This window comes from Polyangium jinanense (assembly GCF_028435265.1).
Lineage (GTDB): Bacteria > Myxococcota_A > Polyangia > Polyangiales > Polyangiaceae > Polyangium > Polyangium jinanense.
On sequence record NZ_JAGTJK010000032.1, the window covers coordinates 83,245 to 96,902 of the forward strand.

General features: G+C 66.1%; 11 protein-coding genes. 3 read left to right on the forward strand and 8 right to left on the reverse strand.

What is annotated here, in order from left to right; translation table 11 throughout:
• Positions 1-122: 122 nt before the first annotated feature.
• Entirely contained in the window at positions 123-4,379 is a 4,257-nt protein-coding gene (locus KEG38_RS37640) for a DEAD/DEAH box helicase family protein (protein ID WP_272425260.1), read from the reverse strand.
• A 13-nt stretch (positions 4,380-4,392) separates the two neighbouring features.
• Here KEG38_RS37640 and KEG38_RS37645 point away from each other — a divergent pair, with 13 nt between their 5' ends.
• Positions 4,393-4,944: a DNA sulfur modification protein DndB gene (locus KEG38_RS37645; protein ID WP_272425261.1), complete on the forward strand. Its 552-nt coding sequence runs from the start codon at positions 4,393-4,395 to the stop codon at positions 4,942-4,944.
• Between the two features lie 11 nt (positions 4,945-4,955).
• Entirely contained in the window at positions 4,956-5,120 is a 165-nt protein-coding gene (locus tag KEG38_RS37650) for a hypothetical protein (RefSeq protein ID WP_272425262.1), read from the forward strand.
• A gap of 430 nt (positions 5,121-5,550) precedes the next feature.
• Here KEG38_RS37650 and KEG38_RS37655 read toward each other — a convergent pair whose 3' ends face one another.
• The 6 genes from KEG38_RS37655 to KEG38_RS37680 all read right to left on the reverse strand — a co-directional run bounded on the left by KEG38_RS37655 (position 5,551) and on the right by KEG38_RS37680 (position 11,391).
• The gene (locus tag KEG38_RS37655) at positions 5,551-6,786 is read right to left on the reverse strand and encodes a hypothetical protein (protein ID WP_272425263.1); all 1,236 of its coding nucleotides are present in this window, start codon (positions 6,784-6,786) and stop codon (positions 5,551-5,553) included.
• The gene (locus KEG38_RS37660) at positions 6,687-7,430 is read right to left on the reverse strand and encodes a hypothetical protein (RefSeq protein WP_272425264.1); all 744 of its coding nucleotides are present in this window, start codon (positions 7,428-7,430) and stop codon (positions 6,687-6,689) included. The genes KEG38_RS37655 and KEG38_RS37660 overlap by 100 nt, the downstream gene beginning before the upstream one ends.
• 283 nt (positions 7,431-7,713) lie before the next feature.
• Positions 7,714-8,082: a helix-turn-helix domain-containing protein gene (locus KEG38_RS37665; RefSeq protein WP_272425265.1), complete on the reverse strand. Its 369-nt coding sequence runs from the start codon at positions 8,080-8,082 to the stop codon at positions 7,714-7,716.
• Between the two features lie 8 nt (positions 8,083-8,090).
• The gene (locus KEG38_RS37670) at positions 8,091-8,510 is read right to left on the reverse strand and encodes a hypothetical protein (RefSeq protein WP_272425266.1); all 420 of its coding nucleotides are present in this window, start codon (positions 8,508-8,510) and stop codon (positions 8,091-8,093) included.
• A gap of 490 nt (positions 8,511-9,000) precedes the next feature.
• On the reverse strand, positions 9,001-10,245 hold the full coding sequence (locus tag KEG38_RS37675) for an RNA polymerase sigma factor (protein ID WP_272425267.1): 1,245 nt from the start codon (positions 10,243-10,245) through the stop codon (positions 9,001-9,003).
• A 69-nt stretch (positions 10,246-10,314) separates the two neighbouring features.
• Positions 10,315-11,391, reverse strand: a complete 1,077-nt coding sequence (locus tag KEG38_RS37680) for a hypothetical protein (protein WP_272425268.1) — start codon at positions 11,389-11,391, stop codon at positions 10,315-10,317.
• An 881-nt stretch (positions 11,392-12,272) separates the two neighbouring features.
• Between KEG38_RS37680 and KEG38_RS37685 the strand changes: the two genes are divergently transcribed.
• Positions 12,273-12,731 carry a hypothetical protein gene (locus KEG38_RS37685; protein WP_272425269.1) on the forward strand — a complete coding sequence of 153 codons (459 nt, stop codon included), beginning with the start codon at positions 12,273-12,275 and terminating at the stop codon, positions 12,729-12,731.
• Between the two features lie 10 nt (positions 12,732-12,741).
• Here KEG38_RS37685 and KEG38_RS37690 read toward each other — a convergent pair whose 3' ends face one another.
• Positions 12,742-13,566 (reverse strand): hypothetical protein, encoded by an 825-nt coding sequence (locus KEG38_RS37690; protein WP_272425270.1) that lies wholly within the window; start codon positions 13,564-13,566, stop codon positions 12,742-12,744.
• Between the last annotated feature and the right edge of the window lie 92 nt (positions 13,567-13,658).

The window sequence follows — 13,658 nt, forward strand, 5'->3', positions numbered from 1 at the left end:
CACGGGAGCTCGGAGAGCCCGCCATCGCGACGGCGTTCGAGCTTTCGGCCCTGTACAAGCGGCGGGCGAAAAAGAAGACGGAAGAACCGCAGGGCGGAGGCGGACCGCAAGGTGGCTGAGCCTCAATCCTTCGCCGCAAGCGCCTCCTTCACGAGAAGAATGGCCCATTCCGTGTCGATGTACCGCGTCGAGCCCTTCGACGTGCCCTCCAGATATCGTAGCCGGTGAACGAGCTCCTCGTCGAGCCGCCGGAGATCGTCGTTCACCTCGGAGAGCGCGACGAGGACCCACCCGATATCGGTCGGCGACACCGTCCGCTCCTCGAATCCGGAAGGACCGCCGTCGATACGCAGTCCACCTCGCTTCGCAGGTCCGACGAGCCGGAATCGCTTCCCATTCTGCTCGACGCTCGACCCCGCGCCCGTCTTGCGAAGTAGCTCATCGATGAGACGACGCGCCCGCTCCTCGACGGATCGAGGCAACGTGTGAGACGCCTCCCGGCCCTCTCCCAGCGCACGGAAGGTCGGCAGATCGATTCCCGCGCACGCCCACAGGCCATCCTCCTCGACGAAGCGGGCGACGCCGGCGTAACGCCATGTCGCCCCCTCCGGCGCCCGCGTCAACACGAACGCCGTTTCACCCGGTCGCGGCTCGATGCCCGGGAATCGGATCCGATCCGGCGCCACGAGCCTTCCCTTCTCCTCGATGAGCAGAAACAGGTGACCATCCACCCGTCTGCTCCGCGGAGGCTCCGAGAGATCGAATGCTTCGGCGAGCTTTTCATCCTCGATGGTCACGCCGACGGCTGGCCCGAGCGATTCGGGCTTCACCACCTCCACGAGGGTGGCGATGGGCACGGTATCGGCCGTGGCGTCAATGGCGGCAAAAGCATGGTTCTCCGATCGCAAGACCCACCGCCCGTCATCCTGAACGACGCGCTTGACGAGATGACTTGCGCCGATCTGTGAATCCGGCACCTCGACCAGCGCGATCTTGCCCTTCATCGCTTCCCGGGATTGCCCCCGCGCAAAGCGCAGCACGAGCCAGTCGCCATCACGAATGGGCTCTTTGCCCCCATTCATGGAGTCGCCCGTGGCCCGGACGGCGAACAAGCCTTCTCCACGCGCCTTCGTCGGTAGCCGGACCTGCTCGCCTTCGGGCGCCAGCGCCATCGGATCCCGGGCTGCCCCCGCGGCTGCGCGCAGCGTGGGGAAGGCAAGGAGAACACCACGCTCAGTATTCGCCTCGGCTCGCGGCTCGTCCGGTTCTACCCAGAGGTCACCCTTGGGAGAACGCGAGAAACGGACCCGGAAATTCGTTCCGGGCTTCCCCGCAGCCAAGCCGAACCAGCGCCGCAGGAGATCCGGCAACTCGTTCCGCTGCGAGCCAAGGGGACGCGCAACATTACAGAACTGCTGCTGGAACGAGAACTGCCACGCAACGTTGCCCGGCAATCGAACGTCCTGAAAACCGAGGGGAAGGTCCGGCCGTTGCTCGCGGGAGGGAAGCTTCAGGATGGGATCACGCTTGTTCCACGTGACCTTTGCCGTGAACGAGACACCGGAGACGTATTCTGTTCGCCGCGTGCGGTACATGGCGAGCCGGTAGTCGACGAGCTCACGCACCATGGCCGTGAGCACTTCCTCTGCGCCTGGGGGGCAGGGAATCCGCGAGACGAACCGATCCCCTTCCAGCGCAAAGAATCGTTTGCCCGGCCCGCTCGTCCAGGCGGCGATCGGGTTGATCCGCCAGTACGCCGCGAACCGGCGCATGTCCGGGTCATGTACATCGGGAAAATCGGTCACACCTTCCAGATCGCGCAGAAGCTCGGGGGACCGTGCCATGATGGCGTAGCTTCTCTGCGCGAGGTCGAAGAGGGGGAGTCCGTCTCGAAGCGCGTCGGCCTCGAGCAACGCCTCCAGCGTCACCATCTTGTAGCACTTGCTCATGGGGGTGACTTCGAGCTCGCGAAGAAAGTCACCCGCCATGGCAAGGACGCGTTTCTCCGCGTCGTCGAGGTCGCCCATGGCGGCCACGAAATCGAAGAAGCTCCCGTGGGCATCACGCAGCTTCTTGAGACCGTATCCCATGCGGTACAGCTCGCCTGCGAGGGGCCTTTGCCCTCGGACCTCACGAAGATCGCGATACGCCTGCTCCGCCGGGCTTCCGCCCTGTGGCGGAAGGAGCTTGGTCAGAAGATCCTTGGCTTCGAGCTCGAGATCGATCGAACAACCGGGCGCCATGCGGGCGGCCTGCTTGCCCTCCAGGAAGTCGCGTAGGCTCGTGGGCTCGGGGCCGAGCGAAATCAGCGTGCGCACGCGCTCCAGGAAGACCCGGTGATTGCCAATGAAATCCAGGACGACGAGGCGCGTCTTGCCCTCCGCGACGCGCAGACCGCGGCCGAGCTGTTGAAGGAAGACGACCGGGGACTCGGTTGGCCGGAGCATCACGACGCGGTCGATCTCGGGGATGTCGATGCCCTCGTTGAAGAGGTCCACGGTGCAGATCGCCTCGATGTGCCCCCCGGCGAGGTGAGAGATGGCGCTCTCACGCGGGGCCGAGGTCGAACCCGAATGGACGGCGAGCGCGCGAATGCCCTGCTTCATGAGGAATGCGCTCGCGTGGTCGGCGTGGCGAATGGAGCAGCAGAAGACGAGGGTTCGCTGGCCGGGGTGCTCCTTCCATGCACGAAGCATCGCTTCGAGCCGGGCATCCGTGTCGATCGCCTGCTCCAGCGTCTCCGGATCGAAGCGGCGACTGCGGAACGGGATGGCGTCGTAGTTCGTGTCGTCTTTCAGGCCCAAATAGGCGAAGGGAACGAGCAGCTTGCGCTGGATGCCCACCCCGAGATCGGCGCGGTAAGCGACGTGGTCGTCGAAGATCCCAGCCACGTCGGCGCCGTCGGTGCGCTCGGGCGTTGCGGTGAGGCCGAGGAGAAAGCGAGGGTGCAGGCGGTCGATGATGCGGCGATAGGTCGGCGCGGTGCCGTGGTGGACCTCGTCGACGATGACATAGTCGAACCCGTCGGGAGGGAGCCGCGAAAGAGATTCGGCGCGAGAGAGCTTCTGCACGGAGGCGAAAACGATGTCGCCGCGGAGGTCGCTCCTGTCGCCGACGAACCAGCCGAATCTTGGGGCATTCTCGCGGAAAAGGCGGCGGAACGTCTTCGCTGCCTGGATCAAGAGTTCTTCGCGATGCGCGAGCACGAGGACGCGTGGACGCTCGCCCTTCTCCTCGGCCCAGGATGCGACGTCGAGCGCCGCAAGCCACGTCTTCCCGAGCCCCGTCGCGAGGACGACGAGCGCGCGGGGATGGCCCTTCTCGCGGCTCGCGCGAAGTGAGGAAAGGGCTTCGATCTGGATCTCGTGTGGCGGAGGGGGCGGAGGGAGCGGTTCTTCCAGCTCCTCGCCGGGAGGCAGGGACGGGGTGGCCGTCGAACGGGCGCGACGTGCGTACTCGGCCACCCATTCGGCAGAAAGAGGGAGCGCTGCAGACCACCAGCGCTCGAAGCCGCTCTTGATGGTGTGAAACGCCGAAGGATCGCGTGCCCGGTCGACCCGCAGATTCCACTCCACGCCCGCGAGGAGAGCCGCATGGGAGACGTTGCTCGAACCCACGAACGCCGCGCCGAAGTCAGGCCCCTCGAAACGCCATGACTTTGGGTGGAAAGAAGGTACGCCTTTCGGCAGTCGTGCGACTTCGACGACACGCGCCTCGAATTGGCCGGGCATCGGCAGAGCCGCGTCGAGGGCTGCCAGGGCGTTCATCCAGTCGAGGAGCACGAAGAGCGCGGCGGCCTGAGTGATGTGGAGGTAATCACTCGTGACGAACCGGACACGCGCCCCGCGTTCGATGGCGCCGAAGACGTGTGGCTCTAGCTTGTCGAGGCCGGACTCCTGCGTGAATGCGACGAGGATGTCGATGTCCGTGGCGCGGCGGAACAGAGGGACGAGGTGCGTGAGGAATGGGTCTTGGATGCCGCCCTGGGAGAGCGCAGAAAACTTCTCTGCGAGGTAGTTTCCTTTGCCAGGAATGACGTGCCGCACGCCACCACGCGGGTCGTCCACATCGCCGCGATATCGCGGGATGACGTGCACGTGCAGGTGCATGACCGTCTGGCCCGCGGCCTCGCCCGCATTGATGCCGATGTTGTAGCCGTCCGGGGAGAGCTCCGCGCCGAGCTTGCGCTTGACCTCGCCGACGAGCTGGAAGATGGCCGCCTGCTCCTCGGGGGTCGCATCGAACCAGGTCGCGATGAGCCGGCGCGGGATGACGAGGGTGTGGCCACGGCTCACCGGGTAGAGGTCGGGGACCGCGAAGGCGAGGGCGTTGCTCGCGATCCAATTGGAGGGTGGGATTTTGAGAAAGGGGGAGGACACGAGGGCCGGGCGGATGGTACACGAAGCACGTGCGGACAGGGAACTTGAGAAGGCGCAGCAGCGGTTCGCGGACCTGAACCGGTTCGCGGCGCGGCCGAACAACTTGTTGGGGCTCCTGTACGATCACCGCGACGAGCTGGCGAAGCTCACGCGCGCCGTCGTTCGCGACGTCCTTCTCTTCCACCAGCTCACGGACGGGGAGAAAACCTCGGTCTCGGGCGGATCGAACAAGCTCTTCGCGCTTGCGAGCATCCACGCGGCGACGAAGGCGCTGCTCGCGGGGTTCAGTGGGAGCTTCGAGGCCGCGAAGAAGATCGCCGTCGAGTTCTGGAATGAGGTGACGCGCGTAATGCCGGACTGGCAAGACGTCGGCCTCGTGCGGATCAAGGCGGCGGTGTTGCGAGATCGATGCGTCCATGCACATGCGGTCGTGCTCGAAGCGCTTGGCCGCGTCGGCAACGCCCTGCTGCGGGAGCGGCGCGAGGACTGGAAGAGCGTGCTGACGGGGCTCAGGACGCTCGACTGGTCGCGGGCCACCGGCGGTGGGAGGGGCGCGCGGTTGTGAACGGCAGGGTCTTGAAGAACGCAGCGAGCGTCATCCTCACGGCGAACCTGATCAAGCATCACCTCGGCCTCGAGCTCTCCATCGAAGAGCGGCGGTACGAGCCGGCGAAGGTCGGCGAGGACGACGGACCGGGGGACAAGGCTCTGCGGGCCGTCCCCGGGGCAACGGCGGCCTGATCGCAGAAGACAGGGGCGGTGCAGCTCGATGGCTGCACCGTCCGCTCTTTTTTAGCCCCCTGCCGGTCCTGAGCGTGTCCAGCAGGCCGCGTGGATCGCGCCTTGGCCCGTAGTACGTGAGACCGGGCGCCGAGGAAAAGTCGTCGCGCGAGGGAGGGAGCCGAAGAAAAGTCGTCGCGCGAGGCAAGGGAGCCGAAGAAAAGTCGTCGCGCGAGGCAAGGGAGGCGAGGAAAAGTCGTCGCGCGAGGCAGGGAGGCGAGGAAAACTCGTCGCGCGAGGGCAGGGAGGCGAGGAAAACTCGTCGCGCGAGGGCAGGGAGGCGAGGAAAACTCGTCGCGCGAGGGCAGGGAGGCGAGGAAAACTCGTCGCGCGAGGGCAGGGAGGCGAGGAAAACTCGTCGCGCGGGGACAGGGAGCCGAAGGACCACGCTCTACAGGCCGGCCTTCGAGATCCGATCCATGAGCGTTGCCTTGCGCGCGTGCCGGCTCCGAAAAGACTGCAGCAACGTCTCGAAGTCCCCCGCTCCCGATCTCGCGGCGAGATCGCGGAGGTCAACCAGAACCTCCACCGCTGCAACGTAGTTCTTGGACTGCTTGGCCGCGACGAGGGTCTCGACATCCAACCAGAGCTGCTGCTCCTTGCCAACCAGCGTATCCAGACGCTTCGCCCGCTCGCGCGCCGCTTTTCGCTGCCGCCGGTCCGCCTCGGCGGCAGCTTCTCGTTCGGCGTTTTGCTTTCGCTCCACAGCGTGCTTCTCGGCGATGCGGCGAATCTCGCCGATAGTTCGTCGCGGCGCCAGGCTCGGTTGCCCCGGTTCGTGATCCTCCACAAACCGACGATGAAGCTCCGCCGACACGGACAGCGTGTCCTCGGCGAACAAGCGGGCGAGCCACGTATCCTTCTCGGCCGGCGGGAGCGGCGCGAGCCAAGCCATCAGCTCGTTTCGGCCGGGCGATAGGGTCGACATCTGCGCGCTCGTCTCCGCGGCGGCACGAAGTAGATCCGGGTCGATACGCAGGAACTCGACCAACGCATCGAGCGAAGCGCTGAGCTGCCCCAGCCCGGGCGGCACGGGCGGCTCCGGCTCCTCATCGTCGAGCTCGTCGGCTTGCACAGCGAGCAACCAACCGACGTACAGCACCCTACGATCTCCGCGGGCGAGCTCCGCACGAATCGCGATCAGCGAAGATAGAATGCCCTCGCCGGTATCCCAATCTTCGTTCTCGTCGTCCTGCGAGGTGAAGGTGAGGACGATCTGGTCCTTGTTCTTGCGCGCCGTCAGGCTGTTTCTCGAGCAATACGGGCGCACATCGGGGAGGTCGAGAAACTTCGAAGGCAGGCGCACTTTGAACTCGTGCGTGCCCCAGTTCGCGAGATACAGAAACGCGTCGAAGTAGCGGAACATCCACGCGTCTTCGTCGCCCTTGAAGTTCCCCCACTCATAATGGTTGACGAAGCTCGTGGGGGTGATACGGGCACGCGTCGAGTACGAACGAAGCTCGTCCATCTCCTTTTCGGTGAGGGACCTGTCGATAGCCTGAAATTCATAATACTGATACTCACTCATTACAGTCGCCCCTGCGATGCTTCGATCCAGCGCGGCGCGGGAACCAAGAGCGGCGCCGGCCGCCCCCACGGGATGGGCAACGGGGCCGCCGTGCAGCACACGAGGTGCAGCGTCATCCCCTCGTGACTAACCACGGACGCCTGCATGGCTGGGGTCTGCACACCATCCGTCGCCTGCCAGGCGCGCAGCGTGAGCAGGCCCGTGCGATGCGCACCGCGAAGCCGAGCCTTGAACGCCGAGAGACCGAGCCCCGTCGCCTCACCGCGGTCATCGAGTTCTCGGAACAGCTCCACGACGAGCGCGTCGTGCGAGCCTTCATTGACGACGGCCTGCACGCGGGCGGCGAAAGCGTCGAGCGGTAGCGTGATCAGGCGGGGGCGCCCTTCACGGCGCTTTTCATCCTCATGGACCTTGCGCGCGAAGTCTTTTGCGGCGGCGTATGCCTTGGGAGAGAGCGCCCCGACGACGTCGTCGAGCGCGGCGAACATGTTCCGACGCGACCATCGCTGCACGAGATGAAATGTGATTCGTCGGGAACGAACCGCAGATGCGGCGACCACCAAGGGGTTCACGTCCTCGGCGCGCTGGCACGTGGCGAGTTCGAGGAGCCCGCGGTTGTACGCTTGGAGCAGCCGCGCCTTGAACGAAGAAAGCCTCGGGCAGGAGGGGACCTCGTCACGCTCGCGGAGCAGGCGGAAGAGCGGTGCGATGAACACGCCCTCGTCGTGTACCCCTTCGGTCACGCTGCGAGCCGCTGACTCCACGCCCGAGGCGAAGGCCCGAAGGGATGCGTTCACGAGCCCAGGTGCACGCCGACGCTCAGCTTCGAGTTTGGCACGGGCGAAGAGCAGGACCGCGGCGGCACCGTCTCGCGAGAGAACGCTGAACGCGTCCGGCCCCGATCGGAGCCGCCTTCGCGAGGCCGGAGGCGAGGGCTCGAACGGCGCGGGAGGCGGACGCACGGAGGACATCGCGACCCTGGATCGCATGTTCCACGCCAAACCGCAAGAGGGGACAAACCTTTCGCTACGGACCGTGACTCCCGCGCGGACGAGGCTTCTTCAGGCGCAGGCTCTTGGAGGCGGACACCCGCTCGAACATTCGCGCGAGTTTGTCGGCGCTCATGCGGCCCATCCGCTCGACGACCGCCTCGAGTTCGCTCTCCTCGGGAAGCAGCACCAGGAACATCGGCGTCAAGCCGAGCGCGCGTGCGATGCGATCGACCGTGCCTACGGTGAGCACGACGTGCCCGCGCTCGACGAGTGAAAGGTGGCTCACGACGATGCCGGTCTTCTTCCTGAGCTGCTCGAGCGACATCCCTCGCGCGAGGCGGAGATCTCGGATCCGTGCACCTAGCTTGGCGACAAACGGGTGTAGATCCTCGCGGCGAGACACGCTCGTTCTCATCTCGCTGGTGTGGGAGCAGCGCAGAAGTAGAGCAGACCGCGCTTCGAGTCGTGGATACCCGCCTGCCGCTCGATGAACGGCGCGAGGGGCGAGACGGCGACGAGCTTGATGCTGCCCTCACGCTCTGCTCGTAGGAGAGCCGCCTCGAGCGTGGCGCGAGGAACTACGACGAGCGCCCCACGGAGGATCGGCAGCGGCACGCCCTGCGTGTTCTTGTAGGCCGGATGAAGCCGGCTCATCGCAGCGAGGAGCTCGCTCATGACCGACGGATCCAGGCCTGCGTCACGCGCGGCGAGGGTGCGCTGCGCGAACAGCAGGACGTCGGCGAGCTCGGGGATGCGGAGCTGCCGGAGGACGTCGTTCACCTCCTCGATGGGCGTGCGATGACGCCGTGGAGGCTCTTTCGGCTCTGCCACCAATGGCGACGGCCTGATGGTCGTTCGGGGGCTCGTGGAGCTCGGCGCGGGCTGTGCGTCCCCGCAGCCCAGCGTGCGCGCGAAGGGCCGCTCTACGCTGACGTTGCCCGCCACATCGCGGGCGTGGTCGTGTTGTTCGTTTTCGGTGGCCATGTACCCTCCGAGCACACGGGTGCCGTCGCCGGCACGGTGATAATCGCCCGGAGGCGGGCGCGGAACCTGGGCTAGCGAATGCGAGCTGTGTCCCGCGACCTCCTTCGAGCGAACATCACCATCCCCAGGCGACCGCGGTGGTATGCCTCGACGAACGCACCCCAATGCGCGCTCTGCACCGCGGCCGTCTGCGGATGATGATAATTCGCGAGGACAAACACCGCCGCAGGCCGGCGCTCATGGCCGGGCGTAGAAGCCGCATGTCCCTTACTTTCTAAACACGAGCCGACATGATGACCCGTCCAAGGAAAATGCACGCCCCCGTGCAAGAGGCTGGTCAGGGCGTGGTGCCGCTCTTCTGTTCGTTCTGCCGCAGGCCCTCGAGCGCCGCGGCGATGTACTTTTTCCGGACCGCTGCGTGATGACTGTCCCGGTAGTCCCGTTCATGCTGCCGCAGCGTGAAGAGCGCCTCGGCGAACTGCCCGCGCGAGAGCATCTCCCGGGCTTGTTCGAGGTTTGTCGTCTCCAGGTCGTTGAGTGGCACAGGGCCGGCAGGGGGACGCGGGTGCGCGACGACAATCACGGTCGGGCTCGGTCCGGGGGTGGGCGCAGGCGCGACGACAACAGAGGAGCTCTCACCCCGCCCGCCCTCGTCAACCACGACGGAGAGCACCATCGGCACTGCATGAAGCGCAGCGGGCGGTGCGTCGTGCGGCCAGAGGGCGACCGCGCCACCCCCGCCCAGGGCGCCGAGACCGACCAGGAAGAGCGGGTGCTTGATGAACTCGAGCACCGCCTTCGCGGTGGCTCGAGCGGCAGGCGAAGAACCCCGGGGCGCGACTGCTTGGATGAGCCGCTCGCCCGAAGCCGGCGGCTCGGAGGGCGGCGACGGGCTCGGCGCCAGGATGGGAGGAAGCGCCTCGTTGAAGCCGAGCTCGCGGGCGACGCCGCGCCAGACCTCGTGCCGCGCCTTCTCGATGAAGTCGGGCGTGAGGTCCTGGGGCCGGAAGACGGTATCGAGGCTGAAAGGCAGCACCATGAACGGCGTGAAGTCCCGGCCGAACAGCTTAGTCACCCTGCGCCGGAAGACGTCCTTGGCCTCGACGAGCCTGGCCTGCGCGGTGTTGCGCGAGACCCCGAGCGCCGCGGCGATCTGCGGCAGCGACTCCCCGTTGAACTCGGCCCTGACGAGTACGTCGACGAGCTCCGCGTCCATGGTCTGGAGCACGCGTTTGACGACCTGATCGAGCTCGTGATGCTCGAAGCGCTCGTGCGGGTTCTCGTCGCTGGGCACGTCCACGCCGACGTCTGCCTCGGGGGTCTCGAAGCGGTGACGGTGGAGGCGATAGTGCTCCGCCGCCTGCTGCTGGCAGATCATCTTGAGCCAGTCATCGACCCCCGCGGACGGGACCTTGTCGAAGTTCTTGTAGACCTTCACGAAGACGACCTGCGCGAGGTCGTCGACATCCGCCGGGCGCACGCCCATCCGCGCCAGGAGCCCTAGAACGGTCAGGAGGTGCGTCGCGTAGAAGCGGAGAAAGGCGTCGCTGGCGTGATGCAGGAATGGGAGGAGGAGGCGCACGACTACAAACACGCGCCGAGACGGGCGACCCGTCCAATAAATCGTACGGCCTCCTGCTCGAAGGCTCCTTCACCGGATGTCGAAGGGAACAACCACGCCGACCCGGACAGCGCCAGTGAGACGGGGAGACCGCCAGAATTCCTCGCCGTCAACGATGAACACTGGACGACGGGCCGCGTAGGCGATGTCCCCGTGTAGCTGGAGGCTCAAGAAGCGAGCAAGCCTGAACTCTCCGCCGAGGCGCGCGCCGAAATCGAGTACAAGGTCATCATCGTTGACGAGCTTGATTCTCTGGGCGTCGAGCGACAGCAGTGCGACATCGCCGAAGACACATGCGCGGGCGGAGACCCGGGGAGGAAAGAGTACGTGGCGTCCGCATGCCAGCGCGGCCACGCCCGCGCGTTCAGCGTCCACAGCGAGCTTCGTCGGCAAAGCCCAGGCATAGTCGTACTTCCACTCGACGCCGATGGAGAGCCACTTCCACCGCGCCTCCATGCCCGCCGCGAGGCTCAAGGCGGTCTCAGGGGTACTCCACCAGGCAGCCCCCATGTTCGCGTAGACGGCTAGCTGCGGCAGCCCTTCCGAGCGCGCCGCGGCCTTGGGTGCCGAGGGGCCTGCGGCAGGTTGAAACGGCTCGACGCGAGCACGAGTAGGGGGAACTGGGGGCAGAGTGGCTGATGAAGGCGCGGATGGCGCGGGCGTCGCAGACGAACTCGACTGCGCCGACGTCGCGGGCGGGATCTTCAGAGGGTCGATGATGTCGCGCAAGTAGAAGACGGTACGGTCAGCGAGCTGGTCGCAGCGCCAGGATTCCGCCTGGGTAACGTGGTTGGCGACAACCTCTCCGTTCTCGTCGCGCGCCTCGATGTGCGCTTCGATCCGCTGGGGCGTGAGCACCAGCTTCACGGAGATGGAGCGCGGCGCGTCGTCGGTGAAGGGGTCGTGGCCCTTGAGCTTCGTGGCGAGGGCGGCCTTGATGTAGCTTTTGTCCGGGCAGTTCTTCGGGGCGTCAGGACCAGGGGCGTAGTCGAGGCGCCACGGCAGCACCTGGGATGGCTGCGCCGCCGCTACCGAGGTGCCGCAGAGCAGGGCCGCGACGAGCAGAAGGCGTCGCGCCTTGCATGGGCGTGAAGAGGCGTCGCGCATGACCTGAGAGACCTAGTTTGTCCCCAGCGCAGAGTTTGGCCGGGGAGCGCGAGAGGTGCAAGCGTTGGTGGAACGCGACAGTGCACGGCGCCGGTTTGTCCCTCGGGTCCAAACGTTGACGGTGCCCGTATTCGAGGACTAGCCTTTACGGCGTGCGTGCGTTCAAGACCTCCGCATCGTACCTCGGCATGGTGATCGCGTTCTGCCTCGCTGCATGCGACGCAGAGAGCTGCGACGGGAAGATCGAGGGCTACACGATCTGTTACAACGACGCCGACGAAGAGGTCCTCTGCTGCGGGCCGCCAGGAGAGAGGTACGCGTGTCCGCCTGATGCTGGGGATGACGTCAACGTGAATGCCGACGCGGATGCTGGCGACGATGTCGATGCGGGCGAGGATGATGGAGGTCCAGGATCGGCGTGCCCCGATCATGCCCAGTGCATCACGCCGGGTGGAGGCGGGTTCGACTACGTCCCCTCGTACGTGTGGATGGGCAAGGAGACGGATCCGCCCCCTCCGCCTCTTCCTGCGGAACGGTACGAGAGCTGGGTGGACGTGGTCTTCGCCGAGCCGACGTGTCCGACGTGCTCATGCGCGGTACCGGCCACTGGGTGCGTCGCGCCAACCTCGTGGAACGTCCATTCAACTTCCTGTCAAGATGTTTCTTCGTCCACGGTCACCTCGTTCGATCCTCCGGCAGGTTGGAACGGTAGCTGTTCCTCATCGAGCCAGATCCCCGCTGGCGCCCCATGCGATGGGTCGCCGTGCGTTCGATCGTTGGTCGTAGAACCACCGACTGTCGCCCCCTGCGTCGCCGAGCCGGCCATGCCACCTGAGGGGCAGCCTCTCCCACCTCCGGTTCGGACGAAGGTGATCGAGTACGTGGCCGCAAGCGTCGGAGCCTGCGATCTCGTGAACATCTGCATCCTCCCTCCGCCATCGGGATACCGGCTGTGCCGCGTGGCCTACGGGCTCGGTGCGTTGCTGTCGTGCCCGAAGGACTGGTCCGAGCGGCACGATGGGTGGATCCAGGTCGAGGAGCAGAGGGTTTGCTCGGCCTGCAACTGCGGCCCACCGCAAGGCGGATTCTGCGAGGTGCAAGCCAAGGTGTACGCCGATAACGCATGCGGGTCCGAGCGAGGTGGCTTGATTCTCCCTTCGAGCGAGGGCCCAAAGTGCGTCGACCTGCCGATAGGTACGGCGCTCGCGAGCCAAACTGCCGAGGTCCTTTTCTCCGAGACCGGCACCTGCGAACCCGGCGGGGGTGAGGTCATCGGCGCGCCGTACACGGGCATGCCCGTCACCTACTGTTGCGTCCCCGAGCTCGCTCCGCCGCCGTGATGGGGACCGGCTACCAGCCGCAGATCCCGTCCACGCACTTCAGGTGAAAGCATTCCTCGTTCTTCGTGCACGGATCACCGTCCTTCCACGCGCAGGTCCCCCCGAGACCACAAGCCTGCCCGGGAAGGCAATCCGCCCATGGAGGAACGGGGCCGTACTTCGGAACGCATTCCCCATCCACGCCGCACTGCTGGCAGCCGTCGCAGGTGACTTTGCAGCAGACACCGTTCCCCGAGCAGATCCCGGTCCCGCATTGCTCGTCGGTCATGCACGGGTAACCGGTGCAGAGGGGGCAGTGGCCAAGCATCGTCCCACAATCGACGCCGGTTTCGTCCCCATTCTGGATTTCGTCATCGCAGCGGACGCACAGGCCCTCCCAGCAGTAGCCTGCCGGGCAGTCAGCATCCACGTTGCACGTCCCTGGGCATAGCGGGCATGAACCGCCGCAGTCGACGTCGGTCTCGTCTCCGTTCTTCACCCCGTCATCGCACCGTGAGCACACGTTCCCGAGCTCGCAGGTATGCCCCGGCTTGCAGTCCACGTCCTGCAGGCACCCGATGCACGTGCCCGCGCCATCGCACACGCCAGGGCACTTGTCCGGGCCTGGGCAGGACTCCATCATGCAGCGGAAGCCCACGCGCTCGTTGAAGCTGTGGCAGGTGCCGTCGCAGATCCAGCCTGTACAGGCGGGCGGCCTGCCGCACTCGAGGCCTGTCGTACAGGGGCAGCCCTCGCCACCGTCGTCGCAGGAAGGGCTACTGCACGAAGGCAAGATCCCAAGGCCGGCGAGAAGAAGTGTGAGGGTGGTCGCCGCAATGAAGTAACGAAGGTTCATCCGGGCCTCCTTGGCGGCCCACATTGTACTCGGGGTGGAGCGAGGCCGGGGCCTACGTGTGACCTCGGACATGCAGAGGCGGGATGCTCCTC

Excerpts from the sequence above, each read along its gene's own strand:
- KEG38_RS37645 (WP_272425261.1), top strand. The coding sequence starts at position 4,393 with ATGGTACACGAAGCACGTGCGGACAGGGAACTTGAGAAGGCGCAGCAG.
- KEG38_RS37680 (WP_272425268.1), bottom strand. The coding sequence starts at position 11,391 with ATGCGCGACGCCTCTTCACGCCCATGCAAGGCGCGACGCCTTCTGCTC.
- KEG38_RS37690 (WP_272425270.1), bottom strand. The coding sequence starts at position 13,566 with ATGAACCTTCGTTACTTCATTGCGGCGACCACCCTCACACTTCTTCTC.